This window comes from Candidatus Anaeroferrophillus wilburensis, from assembly GCA_016934315.1.
In the GTDB taxonomy this organism is placed as follows: domain Bacteria; phylum Desulfobacterota; class Anaeroferrophillalia; order Anaeroferrophillales; family Anaeroferrophillaceae; genus Anaeroferrophillus; species Anaeroferrophillus wilburensis.
This window is the reverse complement of the sequence record JAFGSY010000049.1, coordinates 1-22,157: the sequence shown is the minus strand read 5'-3', so window position 1 is coordinate 22,157 and position 22,157 is coordinate 1. Positions and strand designations below refer to the sequence as shown.

The following is a 22,157-nucleotide window of genomic DNA, read 5'->3' as shown; positions in this document are numbered from 1 at the left end:
CAGGTTTATCAACAAACACAAAGGGGCCAGCCTCTTAAGGCTGACCCCTTGAACATACTGGTCGGGGCGAGAGGATTTGAACCTCCGACCCCCTGCTCCCAAGGCAGGTACGCTAACCGGACTGCGCTACGCCCCGACATCTGAGATCTAACAGGTTTCGCCTATAGCATATCGGCGGGACGGGGGGCAAGAATATTATTATTGCCCCGACCCCGGCAAAAGCCGGCGACAACAGCGTTACTTTACTCCTCTTCAATCTCCAGCTTCTTGATCTGATAGCGCAAGGTTCCCCGATCCATGGACAGCAGACGGGCGGTTTTTGCCTTGTTGCCGCCGGCAATCTTCATGGCCTCCTCAATCAGATAGCTGGAAAACGACTTCACCAGTTCGTTGAAATCGATTCCCTGGCGGATATCGTATTCCCGGGGCAGAAAAACCCCGAACTTGCCCTTTTCCCGACTGGCGGAAATAATTTCCAGCGGCAGATGCTCCTCGGTGATCAGATCACCGTCCTCCAGAATCATGATCCGTTCAATGGCATTTTTGAGCTCACGGATGTTCCCCGGCCACGGATACTGCTGCAGAAAGGACAACGCCCCCGGGCTGACCCCGGTCACCTGCTTGTTCAGCTTGGAATTGAAGTGGTCAATATAGTACTTCAGCAAAACTTCCACGTCCTGCTTCCGTTCCCGCAACGGCGGAATGGTAATATTGATCACTTTGAGGCGGTAGTAGAGATCCTCCCGGAATGACCCCCTCTCGATCAGTTTCTCCAACAGTTGGTTGGTGGCCGAGAGGAAACGAACGTCGATATTGATATCGTTGACACTGCCCAGCCGCCGGAATTTGCTCTCCTCCAGAACGCGGAGCAGTTTGGCCTGCAGGGAGGGGTCCATGTCGCCGATTTCATCAAGAAATACCGTCCCGCCTTCGGCTTTCTCCAGCAGTCCCTGCTTGCGGGCCTTGGCATCCGTAAAGGCCCCCCGCTCATAACCGAACAGTTCGCTTTCCAGCAGATTTCCCGGAATGGAGGCGCAGTTGATGCTGACAAACGGTTTGGCCGCCCGGTCACTCAAGTAATGAATTGCCTTGGCAATCAGTTCCTTGCCGGTACCGCTTTCCCCCTGGATTAAAACCGAGACATCTCGGTTGGCGGCAACCTTCTTCACCACCGACAGCACCTTGATCATCAGAGGATCAACCGCAATAATGTTGTCAATATTGTACTGCTTCACCTGGGCTTTGACAATATTGCGCACTTCCCGCTTCAACTGCCCGGCCTCCAAGGCCAGTTTGACAATCAAAAGAATCTCTTTTGACTTGAACGGCTTATTGACATAATCGTAGGCACCATGCTTCATCGCCTGCACTGCCGAATCCACGGAACCATAAGCGGTCATCATGATGCACATGGGACCCTGTTCCGGCTCCGCCTTGAACGTTTTCAGCAGATCAATACCGCTGCAGTCGGGCAGCCGCAAATCAATGAGCGCCAGAGCATAATCATGGTCGGCAAACAACTGCCGGGCCTGACTGCCATCAGCAGCCACCTCAACCTGGTAGCCGGCCCCGGTCAACAGGTGGGATAACGATTCCCTGATCAGTTTTTCATCATCAATAATAAGTATTCGATTTGACATCTTCCTGATCCTGACCATCATCTTCGGTTATCATCGCCGGTAAAACAATCGTAAAGCAGCTGCCTTTTCCCGGCTCGCTTTTCACCTCAATCCACCCGTCATGTTCCTTAATAATATTATGAACTATGGACAGCCCTAAACCAGTACCATGATTTTTAGTCGTGTAAAAGGGATCAAAAATCCGTTCCTTCACCTCTTCGCTCATCCCGGCGCCCGTATCGGCAATAGCAAGACCGAGCCAGTTGCCCAGCAATCCCGAGGACACATCCGCCGAACTGGAACGAACAGCCATCTGCGATGCAGAAATGGGGAACGCACGGATGGAAACCGTACCGGAACCTTCGATGGCCTCCAGGGCATTGAGGCCGAGATTCATCACCACCTGCCGCAGCTTTTCCACATCCCCGGCCACCGGCGGCAGGCCGTCGACAATCTCAAGATCGGCCGTCAGCTGGCAACGCTTGCACTGCTCCTGAAAAGGAGGGAACCACTGGGACAGCACCGGCCCGAGATGGATGGTTCCTTTTTCCAGCACGCCGGTCCGCGAAAACTCAAGGAGTGAGGAAACGATAGTTTCCAATCGGTCAATCTCCTGCACCACCCCATCTAATAAGCTGGCAGCCTGTTCGCTCTCAGTCACCTGATCCCTGATAATATCAAGGGAAATATTCATGCCGGTGAGGGGGTTGCGAATTTCGTGGGCGATACCGGCCGCCAGTTGACCAATGGCTGCCAGCCGCTTCATCCGCTCCACCTCTCGATCTGTCTTGGTTTTTTCCGTCTGATCCTGAAGCAGCACCAGAATCTCATGCTGCCGGGACCAATCATGGTGGAGGGCGGTAATGGAGATCGAAAAAAATTTTTCCTGAAAGGGTCCTTTCTCAGGAGTTATTTCCAACTGCACCACCGACTGCTTACCCTCAGCCACTTGGACCAGGGCCTGGCGGAACCTGCTGTCTTGGATAACATCAACCATCGGCCGTTGCAGCAGATCACCAAAAACGCTGAACATCCGCTGCGCCCGTTGGTTGCAGGTGGTAATCCGCAAAGAACCATCAAGGGTAAAAATACTATTGGGTGTGCTGCGCAGGATGTTTTCGCGAAAATCCCGCTCCTCCTGCAGATGTCGGTAGAAGGTCACATTTTCGATGGCTTTCGCCGCCTGGGCGGCGAAGATGTCAAGCACATCCACATTGACACCGGCTAAGCCGCCTGGCTCCCAATACAGCAGGTTGAGAATGCCCATAACCTGCCGGCCGCTCATCAAAGGCACTGCCAACACCCCGGCCGCCGATTCGCTGGAACCGGTAGACACCGACAGAGGTCGATAGACAGTCCGTCCGGCAGCTTTGACCTCGACAACCTGTTCAGGAACATAGAGACTGGCAACGTCATGCCCCTGACAGCCGTCAACGGCAACGGTCGTCAGCACGTCACCCTCAGCACCAACATGAAGCCAGCTTCCCTGGCTTTTACCCAGCAGGGTCGCTTCCCTGACCACGACCTGATAGAGTGATTCCAGGTCCCGTGGTTCACTCATGGAGCGGGAAATTTTCTGCAACAGGGTCAATTCAAGAATTTTGCGCCGGTTGCTGTCCAGCAGGCGCTTGTTCTCCACCACAATACCGATTTGGTTGCAGAATATTTCGAGTATTTCGATATCATCCTGGTCGATATCTTTCCGGCTCTGGCTGCGGTCGGCAAGCATCGTCCCCACCACACCCTGGTTGGTAAAGATTGGCAGCAGCACGCAGCAGGTTCGCTTCAACGCCTCATTGCGTTTGAGGTCGACCGTCGTATAAAAGGGATAATCACATCCCTCCTTGATAAAAATAATTTCACCGCTGTTGACCACCCGGGTTTCGACACAGGCATCCCGGTAGAGATCATACTTCAATCCCTTGATATTCACCTGGCAGCCGACATTGCTCACTCCCTCCAGGATGGAGGTTCCTTCTTTCAGCAGGTAGAGGGCAACGCGATCATACTGAAGGCCGTTGATGATTGTTTCGAGCACTATACGGATCAGGTCATCACGACCGTTGGTAGCCGTAGTCAGCCGGCTGATCTGGTAAAGAGATGCCAGAACTTCTTTGGTATGATAGATTGATTTTTCGTACATCCGGTGCAACGCCTATACCGTTGAAAAAAAGACAGGGGGCGTTATACCGCCCCCTGGTAGAATCAGCCCGTCACTCAGCGGCAGGAAAAGCCTCAATTGGCCACTGCCTGAACCCCAAGTTCAAATGCTTTTAGATTCAGATCAACCAGTTTAGCCGGCAGGATTTTTCTGATCTGCTGGGCCCATAAATCTTCGGAAAGCGGCAAGAAGCGCGAAATCGCCCCAACCATCACCGTATTGGCCGACCGGGCATTGCCGGCCTGCAACGCCAGACCCAAGCCATCCACCGCATACACCTTCTTGGCATAGGCCTCAATCCCCGCCTCAATACCCTCGGGATACTCCGCAACCCCTGAAGCCACCGTACTGGGATTGATCCGCATGGTATTATATATGATTATTCCCCCGGGTGCAACACAATGGGCATTTCGCAAGGCTTCCAGGCGCTCAAATCCCAGGACGACATCGGCTTTACCGTCGTCAATGGTCGGCGAATAGACCCGTTCACCAAACCGGACATGGCTGGTGACACTGCCGCCGCGCTGGGACATCCCATGCACTTCGCTCTGCTTGACATCCAGCCCGGCCGCAATGGCCACCGAGGTTAAAATCTGACTGGCCAGCAGCACACCCTGGCCGCCAACTCCAGCTAGTAAAATGTTTGTCGTTTTCATTTCGTCATATCCTCCACTTCGGCTCAGGAAATAGCATCAAATTTGCAGACCTGAGCACAGACGCTGCAACCGATACACATATTCTGATCAATCTGCACGTATGATTTCTCGCCCTCTTCGACCAGACCAAGGGCATTGCAGCTCACCTGGAGACACCGCTTGCAGCCGGTACATTTTTCCGGGTCCACCTGCAGCGGCGGCTTGCTGATCCGGTAGCGAAGGACACAGGGAGCCTTAACCAGAATAACCGAAAGTTCCGGTTTCGCCAGCTCCTCCCGCAAGGTATCTTCAATCTCCTGCAGATTATAGGGGTCCACCAGCACAACATCTTTGATGCCAAAAGCCTTGGCCATCGCCGGAATATCAGCAGCAATAGCATCTTCACCTGCCAGGGTTTTGCCGGTACCGGGGTTTTCCTGACCACCGGTCATCCCGGTGGTACGGTTGTCAAGGATCATAATCACCGAGCTGCCCTTGTTGTATACCGCATCCAGCAGGCCGGTCATCCCTGAGTGAAAAAAGGTTGAATCGCCGATCACCGCCACGGTTTTCTGGGTCAAGTCATCACTGGCGGGAACAACGTGGGACATGCCATGGGCCATGCTGATGCTGGCCCCCATGCAGACACAGGAGTGAAGCGCCTGGATGGGCGGCAGAGCACCCAAAGTGTAGCAGCCGATATCACCGGAAACGAAGACTTTCAACTTCTTCAGAATGGTAAAAATCCCCCGGTGGGAACAGCCGGGGCAAAACGCCGGCGGCCTGGCCGGCAGGCCTTCCGCTGCCGCCTGCAGCTCAGCAGATGAGCCCTCAACCTTTTCCCTAATCAACTGGGTACTGAATTCACCACAGATGGGAAAGAGGTCTTTGCCATGGTCCACCTTAATCCCCATAACCCGGATCTGCTCTTCGAAGAAAGGATCGAGCTCCTCAATGACATAGAGTTTATCGACCTTGGCGGCAAAATCCCGGATCAGCTGTTCCGGCAACGGATAGGTCAGCCCCAGCTTGAGAACCGACGCCTGGGGCAGGGCATCCTTGACATACTGATAGGTAATGCCGTTGGTAATCACCCCTATACGGGTATCCGCCATCTCCACTCGGTTGAGCGATGAGGTCTCGGCATACGTTTTGAGCTTGGCAATCCGCTCCTCAATCAACGGATGCTTCTGGCGGGCAAAAGCCGGCAGCATGGTATATTTAGGCATATTTTTTTCCAGCTGCGGTTCGCTGCCGGAGACGGTACGCTCACCAAGGGAAACGATACTTTTGGAATGGGAGATCCTGGTTGTGGTCCGATAGAGAACCGGGGTATCAAACTGCTCGCTGAGATCCAGCGCCAGGGAAACAAAATCTTTGGCCTCCTGACTGTCACTGGGCTCGATCACCGGAATTTTGGCAAACTTGCCGTAATTCCGGTTGTCTTGTTCATTCTGGGAACTATGCATCGCCGGATCATCAGCAGAAATCAGGATCAACCCGCCGCCAACCCCGGTATAGGAAAGGGTAAACAGGGGATCGGCGGCAACGTTGATGCCCACATGCTTCATGGCCACCAACGTCCGTGCCCCGGCCATGGAACTGCCGACACCAACCTCCAGGGCCACCTTTTCGTTGGGTGACCACTCACTATAAATCTCCTCATACTGAGCTACATTTTCAAGAATCTCAGTCGACGGGGTACCCGGATATGCTGCAGCCAGGCGAACCCCCGCTTCATACGCTCCCCGAGCAATGGCCTCATTCCCCGACATGATCATTTGTTCTGCCATGATTACCTCTCTGTCTATTTCCGCTTATCGATTACCCGCTGGGCTTTTCCTTCACTGCGGGCAATGCTGTTCGGTTCCTTGAAAACCACATTGGTGGTCACGCCGATAATATCCTTGATGTCATGCTGTACCTTCTTTTTCAACGCCTGCAATTCGGCAACCTGATGAAAAATACTTTCTCCTTCCATCGCCAGCATGGCTTTCTCGGCTCGATCAAAAACCGCAGGTGCAACTTCCACCTGCACCTGCAGGGAATCCATCGTTCCCTGACGGTCAACCACCAGCTGATAGTGCGGCTCCAGCTCGGCATTCATCAACAGCACCGACTCAATCTGGCTGGGGAAGACGTTGACCCCGCGGATGATCAGCATATCATCGTTGCGACCGGAAACCCGGGCCATGCGGACGGTCGTCCGGCCACAGACGCACTGTTCGGGGTTGAGGCTGCTGATATCCCGCAACCGATAGCGAATCAGGGGAATGCCCTCTTTCATCAAGGTGGTGATCACCAACTCACCCTTTTCACCGTAGGGCAGTGGCTCACCAGTATCGGGATCAATAATTTCCGGATAGAAGAAGTCCTCCTGCACATGAAGACCATTCTGGGCTTCGATACATTCGCAGGAAACTCCGGGGCCGGTAATTTCACTGAGGCCGAAAATATCCACCGCCTTGATCTGCATCTTCTCCTCGATCTCCTGGCGCATATTGTCACTCCAGGGTTCGGCACCAAGAATCCCGACCTTCAGCTTCAGTTTTTCAATATCGATGCCCATATCCCGGGCCATATCATAGATATAGAGAACAAAGGACGGGGTTGCCGTCAAAACGGTGGAACCGAAATCCTGCAGCAGCATGAGCTGCTTCTGGGTATTACCGCCGGAGATGGGGATCACCGCCGCGCCAATCCGCTCCGCCCCGTAGTGGGCGCCCAAGCCGCCGGTGAACAATCCGTAACCATAGGCGTTCTGGACAATATCGTCCGCCGTGGTGCCGGCACCGTACATGCAGCGAGCCATCATATCCGCCCAAACTTCGATATCACGGCGGGTATAGCCCACCACCGTCGGTTTGCCGGTCGTGCCTGAGGAGGCATGGATGCGGACAATATCCCTCATGGGCGCCGCAAACATATCATAGGGATAACTGTCCCGCAGGTCGGTCTTGGTGGTAAAGGGCAGCCGCCGGATGTCATCAATGCTGTTGATCTGCTCCGGCTTCACCTTGGCTTCATCAAAGGCTTTTTTATAAAACGGTACATTGTTATAAACCCGCTCACACACTTTGCGCAACCGCTCACCCTGCACCTTTTTCATCTCATCCCTAGGCAGGGTCTCCATCTTTTGATCCCAAATCATTGCATTCTCCCCTTTGCTGATAAATTATGTGGAAATAAACTTTTCAAAAACCTGTTGCTGGCCATAAAAGATCTAGGCACCGGTTACTTTGAGCACCAGGGCGGCCGCCGTATCACCGGCAGCACAACCGGCAAACATGCCGTAACCACCGCCGGTCATGGCCAGTTCTTCGATCAATTCAATGATGCACCGGCCGGCCGTGGGTCCTTGGGGATGGCCAAAAATCAGGGAGCTACCGTAATTATTGAACTGATGGGCATCAATGTCCAGCTTCCCGGCAAAATAGAGGTCGTTGACCGCAAAGGGGTTGTGGGTCTTAATCGCCTTTACGTCCTTGGCGGTAATATCGGCCTTGGCCAGGGCACGCTCGGCAGCCGGCACTACCGCCGCTGCCATGTAACCTTTCTTCTCCCGGGAGAAACCATAGGAGAGCACCTGAACTTCAATCGAGGCATCGCTGCTGAGTTCTTTTGCGGTCTGACGGTCGGTGACTATCAGACCGCAGTTGCCATCACCCGGGTGGGTCTGGGAACCGAAGGTATGAACCCCACCTGGCAGCACCGGTTTGAGAGCCGCCAGACCTTCGGCTGTACTGGGCATAATCCCCTCATCCTCGGCAAAAAGGACCGTTTTTTTCTTGCTGATCGCCAATTCAAGCGGGAACATATAACGCTTCTGGAACGCCCGGTCATCCGCCAAGGCCGCACCATACTGCTCATAGCGACGCAGGGTCAGCTCATCACAGGCTTCCCGAGTTATCCCCCCCTCTTTGGCAACATTTTCGGCCGTTTCAATCATGGCATTTCTGGCCCAGGGATCATTACCGAAATTATCCATCAGCCAGTTCTCCGATTCAACCTGGCCACCGGGACCTTTGGGGTTGGGCCAGATCAGGTGAGGACCGTTTGAGCAGCGATCAGCCATCAGGGTAAACGCTTTCTGGTATTCGCCCTGTTCAATCCCCAGAGCAGCCTGGTAGATGCAGGTGGTTGAAGTGGAACAGGCCTGGCTGATGATGCAGCCGGGGATCCGATCGGCACCCATCATCGCCGCCGCCCATGGACTGGCATAAAAACCATAATGCTGGGGAATGGTAAAACCAAAAAACAGATATTCAAACAGTCCCGGATCAAGGTTTTTTTCAGCCAACCAGCGCTTCGCAGTGGACGAGGCCAATATGATGGCATTTTCATTGGCCAAAGAACCCTGCCAGCGGGCAAAGGGCGATGAAAAGTAGCCGCCATACGGAATAAATGCTTTTGAAAACATCCTCTTGCTCCTTCTTTTAGTAAGTTGCAGAAAGCTGATCGAGCAACCATCGACTGCCGACCAACGCGTTTTAGTTTCTGAAAACCACCGCTAATCCTTCGCTGAAGTTCGCTGATGCTGATCCCAGAGCATCTGCTGTTCACGAGCATGAACCAGACAGGTCATGGTATGGTTATAGGGGGTGGGAATCCCATGCACAGCGCCAAGCCTGACTATTTCGGCATTAAGGGTTTCAATCTCGGTCCGCCGGCCAGCCTCCACGTCCTGAAGCATGGAAATTTTGTTATCTTTGACTCCAGGCAGCGTTTTGTGGAGTACAAAACCGGCTGGATCATTCAATTCATCAAAATCAAGCCCCTCGGCCCGAGCTACCAGGGCTACTTCCTCCGCCAGTTTGGCAATCAGATCGCAGATGGGCTCACAGGCCAGCATCTGATTGCCGGTAAAACCGGTGATCGCGGCAACACAGTTATTGGAAACATTGGCAATCAGCTTGCGCCAGATGGGCACCTGAACGTTGCCACTGATCACCTGGGCCTCAATGCCGGCCACCTCAAACATACGGGCAACATCCTGCAGCCCGGGATCTTCGACACCGTCAAAGCGACCAAAAGCAACCCCGCCATGGCCGCCGTTAAATTTGATTAGATTGAGATCGAGAGGCATGGCACTTAAAGCAGTCACCCCGCCGATAACCTGAGCCGCCGGCACATGCTCGGCAATTCGGCGCAGATTGCCAAGACCATTCTGCACCGACAGCACATAGGTCCGGGGGCCGACCAGGGGTACAACACTTGCAGCCGCCGATGCAGTATGGTAGCCCTTGACGGAAATCTGCACCAGATCAACCTCGCCAACGGCATGGACATCATCGGTTATCTTAAGCGTAAAATGCTTTTTGGTCCCGTCGGGCATAATCATGTCAAGGCCCTCGGTGCCAATCTTTTCCACCCTGCGGCGGTCTATCTCGATCATCGTAACATCGATACCGGCGGCCGTCAAGAGCGCGCCAAAAGTGGCTCCCAAACCACCGGCACCAACAATCGCAACTTTCATCAGCTACTCCTTAATCCCTTTATCAACAACCATCCGTCCCGCGCAGACAGTTTTCCTTAACCGGTCCAAGGAGAAGCAATTTACATACCAAAAACATAATAGGGTTTTGCCAGCAGCAGAGCACTAACGCAGGACAGGCTCTCCCATAGGGTGGTAAAAATTAACTGCTTACCACATTATTTTTAACCTGAAAACCCGCCTGCCAATCGCCACCTCCACCTCAACAGGCCGGCAGCCCAGATGTCGAAAAAGGGCCTGCACAACAGGCCCTTTTTCGACAATGAAGAATCATGAACACCATTACCCACAAAGCAACAGCTGGATAACCATCACTGACTGGCATAGCGCTCCCGCAGAATCCGGTGCAAAATCTTGCCGGTCCCAGTACGGGGCATCTCCTCGGCAGCAATAAAAATAACTTCCTTGGGACATTTATAAGGTGCAAGCTGACCGCGGGTCATGGAAATCAACTCCTCTCCGGTCAATGAGCGCCCCTCTTTAGGGATCACCACCGCGGTAACCCGCTCACCCCATTTTTTATCAGGCAGGCCGATAACCGCCACATCAAAAACCGCTTCATGGGCAGCCAGGACATTCTCAACCTCGGAAGGATAGACATTCTCGCCGCCGGTGATGATCATATTCTTTTTCCGGTCAACCAGATAGTAATACCCATCCTCATCCCGGCGGGCCATATCACCGGCACTGAAATATTCACCGGCGAACGCTTCGGCAGTTGCTTCCGGCAGCTTATAATAGCCATCAAACAACATCGGACTGCGGGAATACAACTCTCCCACTTCCCCCGGAGCCACCTCTTTACCAGCGTCATCAAGAATTTTCACAAGGTCAGTCCCGGCAGATTCCTTGCCTATCGAGCCGGGCTTGGTCAGCTGATCCTCGGGCATCAGGGTACAGACAATGCCGGCTTCCGTCGATCCATAGCCTTCGAAAAGGCGCACACCGGCAATCAATTCCAGAATAGCTTTCTTATGCTCAATACGGGCTGGCGCTGAAGAACAGAGCAACTTTTGCACTGACGACAGATCAAAAGCACGCAGTTGGTCTTCCGGCAGGCTGAAAATAAGGTTGTAATGGGTCGGAATCAGCGAGATGAAGGTTATCTTTTCCCGTTGGACAACATCGAGAATTTCTGCCGGCCTGAATGATCTGGCCGGATGGATGTAATTGCTGCCCCCCAGATAGGTGACCGTAAATGAAAAAAAAGTGGTATTCACATGACACAGGGGCATACAGGTAAGCACGAAATCCCGAGACCCAAAGGAAAAATCGCAGCCGTTGATCAGATAAAAGGCAACATAGGATTCATGGGAGCGGACAACCCCTTTCGGGCGACCGGTGGTTCCGGAAGTATACAGCAGAATCCAGGGATCTGCAGGATCGACCTTGACTGACGGCTCAGTGGCCGGGTTGGCGGTGAGCAGGTCTTCATACTCCCGATAGCCCGACTGCCGGCCACCGACAACGATGTAATCCTGCACCTGGGACAGGTGGGCACGAATCTCCTCGACCATCGGAACAAACTCATCGTGGACAAAAAAGGCTTTAGCATCGGCATTAGTAACGATATACTCCACTTCCGGTGCCACCAGACGGAAGTTGATGGGATTGATGATCACGCCGATTTTTGCGCAAGCAATATACAGTTCACAGATTTCAATGCAGTTTTCCAGAAAGCAGGAAACCGTATCCCCTTTCTGGAGCCCCATGGCCAGCAAACTGTTGGCCAACTGATTGACCCGCTGATTAGCCATCGGAAAAGTGAAACGGCGTTCCTTATCACAAAAAGCAATATTCTGCGGATACTTCACCGCATTGACCCGGAGCATATCACCAAGATTAAGCCATAAAGCCATGAACGTTTCTCCTTACAATTGATGGCTTCGTAACACCACCACCTTCTTCGTTAAGCTGCAACCTTCGTCACTGCGGCGTACCTTCTGTACGCCTCATTCCTCAAGTTTTGCTTGCCTCGAATCTGGAGCCGTTACTGTGCCATCCGGTTTGCGAAGCTTTTTGCTGTTGTTGCAGGTTCATCACCATTGGGGGTTCAGGATAGCTTAATCCGGACGTCCACCAAACCTGGCTCCTGCCCATGCGGATAGGCAAAAATGGGATTCAGATCCATCTCCTCGATGTTAGGATGGTTGGCCAGGAGTACTGAGAGGCGACCAATAACCTCTTCTATTTTTGCCAGGTCGACGCCCTTCTGGCCGCGGATCCCCGCCAGGATAGGATACCCTTTGATGCCCCTGACCATGGCATCGATATCCTCTTTGGTCAGCGGATTGAGTCTGAACATCACATCTTTCAGCACCTCGACGAAAATCCCCCCAAGACCAAAGGCAATCACATGCCCCAGTTCAGCATTCTCCCGGTGGGCACCAACCATAATCTCAACGCCGGGAGTAATATACTGCTGAACAAAGACCCGGCTGCCGGGAAATGAGTCGCCCAGACGGACAAAAGCGTCCTCCAGTTCAGCATCGTTCTTGAGGTTGAGCACCACCCCGCCGGCATCCGATTTATGGACAACATCTTCCGATTCCACCTTCAAGGTCACCGGGTAACCAATCACCGTAGCTGCTGCCACTGCACCGGCACCATCAGCTACTTCACTGTTGGCAATCACCGGCAACCCATAGGCAGCCAGCAGGCTGAAAGCATCGGACTGGGACATGAACTGCCGACCATTCTCCCGGGTTTTCTCAAGCAAGCGGTCCGCAGCAGCCCGGTCAATATCGGTAAAACTGACGTCCGTCGCCTCCTGGCGCTTTTTCAACTGGGCGTAACGGGCCATGGATGCGGCAACTCGGCCGCCGATCTCCGGCATATCAAAGGTGGGAATCCCCGCCTCGGCAAAAATTTTCAATGTTGATGCCCAGCCCTCTTTCTCGGTCATCATCACGACAATCATCGGCTTGTCAGCAGTTTTCGCCACACTCACCAATCCACGGGCAACCCCTTCGGTATCAACAAAAAACGGCGTGATAAAATTGACAAAAACAATATCAACCTGGGGATCATTCATCAGGGTTTCAGCGGCCAGCTGATAGTGCTCCGGTGTTGCCGTCGCCAGCACATCCACCGGATTGGCAATGGAGGCTTCAGGATACAGGTTCTCCCGCAGCACCTGCTGGCTGGCGGTAGTCAGCTCGGCCATTTCACAACCATGCTCGATGATCTCATCCGTCACGATAATTCCGGGACCGCCGGTATTGGTAATGATGCCAACCCGATTGCCCGCTGCCGCCGGCAGCGCCGACAGCGCCCGAGCCGCCTGGCACAGCTCTTCCTCATCATTAAACGTCAGGATGCCGCACTTTTCCAACAGCAGGTTGGTGGAGGTGTCAACCGCCATCATGCCGCCGGTATGGGATGATACCGCTTTGGCCCCCAGCTTGGTGCGACCGGTCTTCATCGCCAGAATGGGTTTCTTCTTGGTGATCTCCGCGGCCACCTTGGCAAAACCGGCGGCATCGGAGAGGGTTTCAATGTGCAGCAGAATAACCTTGGTCCCGGGATCATCCCCCCAATAGGCTAGGATTTCTGTAGCATTGATATCACTCTGGTTGCCGTAGGAGGCATACATGCGAAAACCCAAACCCATTTCAAAGAGACGGTTGTTGATCACTTCACCAACGCCGCCGGACTGGGCCATCACCGAGATGGAACCCGGAACCATGCGGGTGAAGGTAAAGTTGCAGTAGGCACGCACCTCGGGATCGGAATTCATCACCCCCTGGCAGTTGGGGCCAAAGACCCGGACGCCATATTTTTTTGCCACCGCCAGCATCTCTTCTTCCAGCTTGATGCCTTCAGGACCAATTTCACGAAATCCGGCCGTATTGACAATAACCACCTTCACCCCTTTTTTGCCGCATTTTTCGATCTCTTCCGGCACCCGGGTATTTTTCACAATGATGTGAGCCAGATCCACATCCATAGGAACATCGGTAATATCCTTGTAGGCAACAAAGTTCTTGATGAACGGCGCTTTCGGATTGACCGTGAAAATGGGCCCCTGATAGCCGCTGTCCACCAGATTCTGAACAATGCGGTAACCGATGGTCAGCTCCCGATTCGAAGCGCCAATAACCGCTACTGATTTAGGTCGAAATAATGCGTCCAGCATCGTACACACTCCTTACTATTCTTTCTCAAAGTTATGATTTTCACTGCCGGCATGACGCTCCCACCCCGATGACGTGTTAGAGATTGCGAGCTGTTAGAGCCGCACCATAGGCGCCGATGACCTGTGGGTGGGGGGCCACCACCACTTCCCGTTCGGTCATTTCAGCCATCATCCTGGCGATAATCGGGTTATAGGCCACCACACCGCCGGTCAACACTACCTTACCGGTAATGCTATCCATCTCCAGCACCCGCTTCACCACCGAGCGGAACACCCCCTTGACGATATCTTCAGGCTTGGTGCCGCGGCGCAGCAGGCCGAGAATCTCTGTACAGCTGAACACCGTACAAAAAGAACCGATACTAACCTCATCTTCACTTTTTTCCGCCAAGCCGTTCAAACTGCCAAGATCGATCCCCAGGCGATAGGCAATCTCCTCGATGAACGCCCCGGTGCCGGCGGCGCACTTGCGGTTCATGGCAAAGTTTTCCCGCTCACCACCGGCATTCACCCGGATAATCTTGTTGTCTTGGCCGCCAATATCGATGATCGTCAGGGCTTCGGGAAAATAGTGATAGGCACCGGCCGCATGGCAAAAAATCTCGGTCCGCATCTCGTCGGCAAAAGCCACGTTGCGGCGGCCATAGCCGGTTGACACCACTCGTTTTACCTGCAGGCGATCAGCATCCAGCACCGCCAGCGCCCGAGAGAAAACCGTTTCCGCAGCTCCGGCAAAATCAAAGCCACTCTTGTCCACCGCCTCAGCCAACAGCGTACCAGCAGCATCGACAATCGCCACTTTGGTGGTGGTGGAACCCACATCAATACCGGCGTAGAACTCAGCAGGCATTACTTCCTCTCTCCCAACTGCTCAATAAAAGCCTCAATCTTGGTAATCGCCTGCTCTTCGGAATAACAGCGCAGATCATTGAGATCGCCGTCGATGGTTACAAAAGGAATGCCGGCCTTGCCCTGGAGACGCTGGGGCAGGCCATAGCGACAGTTGGAGTTGTTGGGGCATGTTTTGGCATCGTGAAAAATAATGCCGTCATAGTCAAAAAGCTTCTTCATCTTTAAAAAGTAGTCCTCTTTATAGTCATCATCGCGGACAATAAAGAGTTCTGTGTAGGCCCGGGCCATGGAATCCCAAGGGTCATCGCCGTCTAGGGCACTGAAAATCCAGCTGTTGCAATAGGTGGAGGCCACCACTGCGGTTTTCAAGCGGAGAAAGAGTTGGGCATTTTCCCGTAGCTTGCCCCAGATGGGCATTCCTTCCCAGTAAATACGGTATTTTTCTCCCTCAACAGCAGCCACCCCTTCGTCAACCCATTCCTGCAGCTCTTTGAGCAGGGTCTCATAATAGTCAACCGCTACCTGGGTACCCCGCATGACCACCGCCGGCCCCATGTGAATGGTACCATCAAAAAAGGTCAATGGGCTGGGCTTGCGGGTTGCCATTTCCAGCACATCCCGCCACAGATCGGAACATTTGCGCGACAGCCAGACGGTTTCCGCCAGTTTGTCCATATCCAGCTTATTGCCGGTAATCGCCGTGAGATCTTCGGCCAGCTTTTTGAACTGACCGCTGATCCCGGCAACGTGGGTGTCAGTAACCGCGCCAACATTGACATAACTTTCGATGCCCAGACAGGGCACATTCCAGCGCCGCGCATACCACTCAAACCAATCCTTGACGTCGCGGCACTGATTGGTGTTATAGACCAGTACGTCCGGCTTCGGGATTGAATCTATGCCTTCATAAATTTTCGCCAAAGGAGTAAATCCTTTCAGATAGGCACCAACATCTGCAGTCAGATATGAGCAGATTTCCGGCGAGTAGCCGATGGCGTTGGCAGCCGGGATATAGTCGGTGGCGGTCCGGCTGGCGCCCAGAATCGCCGCATGATTTTCCGGGAAATAGACCACAAAACCCATGGCCCGAAGAAGCTCGGCCGGGCCGACGCTGGTACACCAAGCAACCTTCGGATTGCCGGCTTTCACCGCCGCATCAATTTCATAGAAATGATCGGCCATCACCTTTTTCATCAGTTTTGCTGCTTTCAGTTTTCTAATTTCGGCCATACTATCCTCCAGTTGAAATCATATCAATGCCCCAGGGACGGCCTCCACCTACCGTGCCCTGCAAGGATTTTAATGAAAAGATTCCCGTCTCTGCTGATACCACGAGGAACCAACGTCGACATCGTTGTCTCCAGACATATAAAAAAGCAGGAAGTTGCTAAAGAAAAGCAATATATATACCACTATCTTTCGACGAGACTTCGTTTGCAGAACAAAAACCCCGGATGCCCGAGATGGGCATGAGGGCCAGCCAGCAAGGGACAGAGGTGGGATCAATGACAGAGGCTGGCAGAGGCCGGCGATAAAAATTCAACCAGGGCCTGTAAAATTTAACCGAATTGAAGGGCAGGACGCCGCTATTGACCACGTTGCTTAAACAATGGGACTGGCCGGTGTTTTCCAGGTTGATAGCGGTCACTACCAAGGGGGCAAAGACGGACCAACAAAATGTCCTAGCCTGCTCCAGTTAATGCTCACCAGCGAGTCTGCCCCCTAAACAAACGCCGCACACATTCTCCTGCGGCCAGAACGGTGGCAGGCAGCGGCATACCCCCCTTGCAGGCGGGAGTGGCACCATTGTTGGGGAACGGGGATTCCCCGAAGGGTACCAGACAGGAAAAATAAAGGCCATAATCGACACAATCACCGCTGGCCGATGACTTCATACTCCTCCTGATGGAAAGGCTCCACTTTTTTGATGGTAATCTTTTTGGCCATCTCCAGTTCCAACGAGTCAATCGTCAAACCTGCGGCATCATAGAGATAGTCAGCAACGTCGGGGCTGACCATCACCACCACCTCTTTGACGTCAGCAGCATCACTGTAGCTGCGGATCTCCCTGATAATCTCATAGGTGATCGTCGCCTGGGATTTGACGAACCCCCGACCTTCACAATAGGGACAGGGATCACAGAGGTAGCGGGTAAGGCTTTTACGGGTCCGCTCCCGGGTCATCTCCACCATGCCCAACTCTGAAATTTTCAAGACATTGGCTTTCGCTTTATCCCGCTTCAATGCCTCTTCAAGAACACTGTACACCCGCTCCCGGTTGGCTTTTGATTCCATATCGATAAAATCGATGATGATGATGCCGCCAATATTACGCAGCCGCAGCTGAAAAGCAATCTCTTTGGCCGCCTCAAGATTTGTTTTCAGGATCGTATCTTCCAGGTTTCGTTTACCGACAAAACGCGAAGTATTGACATCGATGGCAGTCAGGGCCTCGGTCGACTCGATGACTATCGAACCTCCCGACTTCAGCCAGACCTTTTTATCAAGCGCCTTGTTGACCTCCATTTCAATGTCATAGGCCTGAAACAGAGGCTGTCCGCCCCGATACAGTTCAATGGTACAGTGCATGCCGGGGAAAAAGGTGCTGACAAAGTCGCGCAAATTGCGGCATTCAACCTCTGAATCGATAAGCAGACGATCAATATCAGCGTTATAAAGATCGCGAATCAACCGCTCCGGCAGACGTAAATCCTGGTATACCGGGGCTGGCGCCTTGAGTCCTTCCTGCTTGCGCTGAATACTTTCCCACAGTTTGAGCAGAAAATCCAGATCATGAGCCAGGGCCTTGGCGTCTGTTCCTTCGCTGGCAGTCCGCACAATAAGTCCCATATCGACAGGCTTCATGGCCGCTGCCAGCTCTCTCAGCCGCCGGCGCTCCTCTTCATCAACGATTTTGCGGGAAACCCCCAGGTGGTTAACAGTGGGCAGCAACACCAGATAGCGGCCAGGCAGGGAATGATAGGTGGTAATCCGGGCCCCTTTACTGCCGAACGGCTCACGGGATACCCTGGCCAGGATCTCCTGCCCCTCCTGCAGCAGATCGCCGATAAGCACCTCCGAAGACCCGGGTTCAATGGGGAATCCACCTTCTTCAAAGGGAAAAGGGTCTCGGTCTTCCTCGCCATCAGAGGCCGTAAAAACCTGCTCTAATTCGTCAAGCCGGCAGATGTCGGAAACATAGAGAAAGGCGGCTTTATCAAGTCCGATGTCAACAAATGCCGCATCCATTCCCGGCAACACCCGGACAACCTTGCCCTTATAGATATTGCCGACAATCCCCAGGTCACGGCTGCGCTCATAAAAAATTTCCGCCAGAATGCCGTTCTCCAACAGAGCAACCCGGGTTTCCACCTCAGTCCAATTTATCAGCAGTTCAGCTGCCATATGCCCTCCCGTTGCTGCCATCACTGAGCATACTGCTCTCTTTTATTACTTCATAACCCGCGTCCTGACGTTCATCACTCCCCATCAGGGCGGACACCAGATCGTAAATATTGGGGTTGCGACCATTGACAACCTGAACGGTAATCGTGAACAGGTCAGGAGCCGGCTGTTCCAGCTTAAGAATATGCGGCGCAAAGTCAACGGTCACCGCCTTGCCCTTTTTTCGACGGACAAAAGGCAAGGTTGCCAAGGGCAGCTCCTGCAGGACACGCTCCGCCAGCCGCTGCTGCACCTCGGCTGACAGACTCTGAAGACGATACCGGCAACCGGCAAGCCGCCGGTCAAGAGCTGGCAGCCGGGACGACTGCAGCATGCAGGAGATCAGCTGCAACCCGGCAGGCATGCGCCTCACCCAGTGGTCAGCCAGAGTCTCCAGCTCTAAAGGCTCCAGCGTTCTGCACTCCAGGAATTCCTCTTCACTGGCCAGACCAAGAGGCAGGGCATGGGCAAAGCTCAAACGGGGATGGGGATGGAACCCATGGGAATAGGCCAGCCGTACTCCCAGGCGCTGCAAACCCCGGACAAACAACGTCACCGTTTCCAGATGAGAAAGAAAGGCTAATTGCTTATCCCGGCGATAGGCCAGCAGATAACTCCAGGTTTCAGGCTCTGCCGGCGGGCCGGCAGAAGCTGGCGAGACAGTCAATGGCACGTTTGCACTGGGCTGGATTTTGAGGCTGATGCCCGTTGCCGGCTGGCAGACGCCGCATTCCTGGCAGCCGCTCTGCCGGCAATCAGGGGTCGGCTCCAGATGTTTTGCCCGTACCAGTTCTGCCCGGAGAAATGCATCCGTAACACCGGTTCTGATATGGTCCCAGGGAAGCATTTCATCCTCCCCAAATCCTCTGCCGGCCAGAGTTTCCAGGTCACGAGAACAATTGCTGAAAGCGGTTTGCCAGGCGGCATAGTCAAACTGATCACTCCAAGCATCAAAGCGGCAGCCTAGCCGGTGGGCTTCCCGTAAAACCGGCCAGAGCCGGCGGTCGCCGCGGCTGAAAATCCCCTCCAGCATACTCAAACGGCCGTCATGACATTTCACCTGCAGCCGCTTGACAGAACGAAGCCCCTCGTAGAGGAACTGCTGGCGGCGCCTGGTTTCTGCAAGACCAATCTGCCTCTCCCATTGGAAAGGCGTATGGGCCTTGGGAACAAACGTGGAAACGGAAACATTGAGCCGCTGACGCTTGTGCCGCGCCATAGCCAGCACCTGGCGGCAGAGATCGATAATGCCCTGCAGATCGGCATCGGTTTCCGTCGGCAGGCCAATCATAAAGTACAGCTTTAACAAGTCCCAGCCGTTGGCAAACAGCCGGCTGGCGGTTTCAAGAATTTCCTCTTCGGTGAGCCCCTTATTAATGACATCCCGAAGACGCTGAGTACCGGCTTCCGGGGCAATGGTAAACCCACCCTGGCGACCGCCTTTCAACGCCTGGAGCAATTCATCGCTGAGCAGCCCGGCCCGCACGGAAGGAAAGGAAAACTGCACCTGTTCACCGGCAAAGGCCGCTTTGAGACCGGTAACCAACGGCAGCAGTTGGCTGTAGTCACCAACGCTCAGGGAGAGCAGCGAGAGTTCATCAATACCGGTATGCCGGCGGCAGGCGATAGCACTCTCGATCAACTGGCTTACTGGTCGCTCCCGTACCGGCCGATAGATCATCCCGGCTTGGCAGAAGCGGCATCCTCGGGTACAGCCGCGGGAAATCTCCAAGGCCAGCCGGTCATGGACCACCGTAATCAGCGGTACCGGCGGTGCATCAGGAAGTGCTTCCTGCTGCAAGTCACTGAAAATCCGCCGGCGCACCGTCTCATACCCCGGTTTCCGGCAAACAATATCCGCCAAACGGTCATCATGCCACATCATGGAAAAAAAAGAGGGCACATAGACCCCCTCTACCGCCGCCAACTCTGCCAGCAGCTTCTCTTTCCCGGCACCGCGCTGCTTGCCCTGCAGCACCACCTGAGCCATTTGGGGAAAGGCTTCCTCACCATCCCCAACCAAAATCGCGTCGAACAGCGGGGCGATGGGTTCCGGGTTGACCATACTGGGACCACCGGCAATAACCAATGGCAGACCGGTACGCTGTTCTGCCTCCAACGGTATGCCGGCCAGTTCCAGCATTGTCAGAACATTAGTGTAGGACATCTCATACTGCAGAGAAAAACCAATGAGATCGAATTGGGCCAGAGGGGTTTTGGTTTCAAGGGAAAACAGGTGCGTCTGGCAGCTGCGCAGGTTGGCAGCAAAATCACTCCAGGGGGCAAAAACCCGCTCACAAAAGAACTCCTGCCGTCGATTCAGGAGCTGATAAAGGAGGAGAAACCCATAATGGGACATGCCGATTTCATAGACATCGGGAAACGCCAGGGCCAGATGCAGACGATCTGGCCCTGGCTCCTTGTGCACGGCATTTATTTCATGATTAAGATAGCGGCCTGGACGGCTCACCCCGCCCAACAATTTATAGTCCATAGTTCTGTCTAAACCAGGCAACACCACGGGCAATATCCTGCCGATTGTGGGGTTCGAACGTATAGGATAATGGTTTGATCTGCAGAGCGGAAGTGTGCTGCTTCAAGGCCATAAAATCGATGGTACCTTCGCCGGGGACCAGATGATCGTCAGCCTCACCGGCATTGTCGTGGAGATGAAACGCAAAAATATGAGGCCCCAGCACGGTCAGCCACTCGTCTAGGGTAGTTGTCCCGAAAAGATGCCAGTGGCCGACGTCAAAACAAGCCCCTAAGCGCGGCGAATCCAAGGCTTCAAAGAGGGTCTTCAGGCCGATGGGCGATACTTCAAAGATGTTTTCCAGGGCAATAAAGGTATTTGTCTTTTCTGCCTCCTCAAGAAGCGGTGTCCAGAAACGCTTGCTGTTTTCCAGCCACAGAGACAGGTTTAAGGCATATTTCCAGCGATCATAGCCGGAATGAAAAACCACAACCCGGGGATGAATGATAGCAGCCAGCTCAAAGGTTTGGAGAAAGCGTTTATTGGTAAGAGCAACGACATCCGGATCAAATCCGCCAGGCGACAGATCGATAAATGGTCCATGGATGGTGCAGGACATCTCCAGATCCTGCAAGCGGCGGGCAATAGCATGAAAAGAAGCAAGCGTATCAGGCTGCCGCAAATCGTTCGCGTTGATAAAAATTTCCGGCGCCACAGCCAAATCGGGAAAGGTCTCGAATGCCTGGATCAAGTGTGCCACCGGTGTCGTCACATATAGCTGTTCCATGCATAGCTCCATGCTGCAAAACAAATCTCACCGGGCCGGTTATCGGAATGAATGGCAGCTGCCGACACCCGAAGCCAAACCACGGCGACCCTGAAATCATTCAACAACTCCCAACAACGCAAACCACCCCCACGAGGATGAAGAAGAACTCTAGCAAATCCATAGGTGTTGTGCAAGAATATATCCGTGTGAACAGGCACCATGGCCAAACAAGCAGCGGCTGTATTATAGGCCAGTAGCTGCCAGGCAGCAGAAAAGGGCTGGACGCCACGCCCCGCTGCAGGGAGGTAACCCATTATACATACAGGAGAAGTTCATTCTTTCTCTGCCTCAGTACGCAACCTCGTCATTATCCGTGAAATATATGGGTAATTTTTTACATGATTTAGGGTTTCTATTCCCAAATAGCAGCATATCAGAACCATGATGGGAATGAATATGATTGACATAGACGGTCACCGATGGTAGCGAAAGTAGGATAACAACCTTGATTGAGCAGACACCTACGGTGGTCCCCAAAAATTGGACAATGTGTTAAGCTCTGAGTCACCCGT

At 53.6% G+C, this 22,157-nt stretch carries 15 protein-coding genes and 1 tRNA gene; all 16 read right to left on the bottom strand.

The annotated features are described in order from the left end of the window. Nucleotides 1–58: 58 nt before the first annotated feature. Nucleotides 59–136 (bottom strand) — tRNA-Pro (locus tag JXO50_12330). Between the two features lie 106 nt (nucleotides 137–242). Then, nucleotides 243–1,649: a sigma-54-dependent Fis family transcriptional regulator gene (locus JXO50_12325; protein ID MBN2333875.1), complete on the bottom strand. Its 1,407-nt coding sequence runs from the start codon at nucleotides 1,647–1,649 to the stop codon at nucleotides 243–245. Beyond that, the gene (locus JXO50_12320) at nucleotides 1,615–3,762 is read right to left on the bottom strand and encodes a GAF domain-containing protein (GenBank protein MBN2333874.1); all 2,148 of its coding nucleotides are present in this window, start codon (nucleotides 3,760–3,762) and stop codon (nucleotides 1,615–1,617) included. The genes JXO50_12325 and JXO50_12320 overlap by 35 nt, the downstream gene beginning before the upstream one ends. A 92-nt stretch (nucleotides 3,763–3,854) precedes the next feature. Further along, entirely contained in the window at nucleotides 3,855–4,436 is a 582-nt protein-coding gene (locus JXO50_12315; protein MBN2333873.1) for an indolepyruvate oxidoreductase subunit beta, read from the bottom strand. A gap of 23 nt (nucleotides 4,437–4,459) precedes the next feature. Beyond that, the gene (gene iorA / locus JXO50_12310) at nucleotides 4,460–6,208 is read right to left on the bottom strand and encodes an indolepyruvate ferredoxin oxidoreductase subunit alpha (GenBank protein MBN2333872.1); all 1,749 of its coding nucleotides are present in this window, start codon (nucleotides 6,206–6,208) and stop codon (nucleotides 4,460–4,462) included. Between the two features lie 14 nt (nucleotides 6,209–6,222). Then, entirely contained in the window at nucleotides 6,223–7,566 is a 1,344-nt protein-coding gene (locus tag JXO50_12305; GenBank protein MBN2333871.1) for a phenylacetate--CoA ligase, read from the bottom strand. Nucleotides 7,567–7,638: 72 nt separating this feature from the next. Next, nucleotides 7,639–8,835, bottom strand: a complete 1,197-nt coding sequence (locus tag JXO50_12300) for a thiolase family protein (protein ID MBN2333870.1) — start codon at nucleotides 8,833–8,835, stop codon at nucleotides 7,639–7,641. Between the two features lie 90 nt (nucleotides 8,836–8,925). After that, nucleotides 8,926–9,891 (bottom strand): 2-dehydropantoate 2-reductase, encoded by a 966-nt coding sequence (locus JXO50_12295; protein ID MBN2333869.1) that lies wholly within the window; start codon nucleotides 9,889–9,891, stop codon nucleotides 8,926–8,928. 329 nt (nucleotides 9,892–10,220) lie between these two features. Then, nucleotides 10,221–11,768: an AMP-binding protein gene (locus JXO50_12290; GenBank protein MBN2333868.1), complete on the bottom strand. Its 1,548-nt coding sequence runs from the start codon at nucleotides 11,766–11,768 to the stop codon at nucleotides 10,221–10,223. A gap of 194 nt (nucleotides 11,769–11,962) precedes the next feature. Then, nucleotides 11,963–14,047 (bottom strand): acetate--CoA ligase family protein, encoded by a 2,085-nt coding sequence (locus JXO50_12285; protein MBN2333867.1) that lies wholly within the window; start codon nucleotides 14,045–14,047, stop codon nucleotides 11,963–11,965. Between the two features lie 76 nt (nucleotides 14,048–14,123). Next, complete coding sequence (locus JXO50_12280) at nucleotides 14,124–14,897, bottom strand: ATPase (GenBank protein ID MBN2333866.1); 774 nt, start codon at nucleotides 14,895–14,897, stop codon at nucleotides 14,124–14,126. Further along, nucleotides 14,897–16,129, bottom strand: coding sequence for a 2-hydroxyacyl-CoA dehydratase (locus JXO50_12275; protein ID MBN2333865.1), 1,233 nt, complete (start codon nucleotides 16,127–16,129; stop codon nucleotides 14,897–14,899). Before JXO50_12275 ends, JXO50_12280 begins: the two co-directional genes overlap by 1 nt. A 473-nt stretch (nucleotides 16,130–16,602) precedes the next feature. Then, nucleotides 16,603–16,794, bottom strand: coding sequence for a hypothetical protein (locus tag JXO50_12270; GenBank protein MBN2333864.1), 192 nt, complete (start codon nucleotides 16,792–16,794; stop codon nucleotides 16,603–16,605). Beyond that, the gene (locus JXO50_12265) at nucleotides 16,772–18,304 is read right to left on the bottom strand and encodes an Rne/Rng family ribonuclease (protein ID MBN2333863.1); all 1,533 of its coding nucleotides are present in this window, start codon (nucleotides 18,302–18,304) and stop codon (nucleotides 16,772–16,774) included. The genes JXO50_12270 and JXO50_12265 overlap by 23 nt, the downstream gene beginning before the upstream one ends. Beyond that, a complete protein-coding gene (locus JXO50_12260; GenBank protein ID MBN2333862.1) occupies nucleotides 18,294–20,837 on the bottom strand; it encodes a TIGR03960 family B12-binding radical SAM protein in 2,544 nt (847 codons plus the stop codon). The genes JXO50_12265 and JXO50_12260 overlap by 11 nt, the downstream gene beginning before the upstream one ends. Further along, entirely contained in the window at nucleotides 20,827–21,603 is a 777-nt protein-coding gene (locus tag JXO50_12255) for a sugar phosphate isomerase/epimerase (GenBank protein ID MBN2333861.1), read from the bottom strand. Before JXO50_12255 ends, JXO50_12260 begins: the two co-directional genes overlap by 11 nt. Nucleotides 21,604–22,157: the final 554 nt, after the last annotated feature.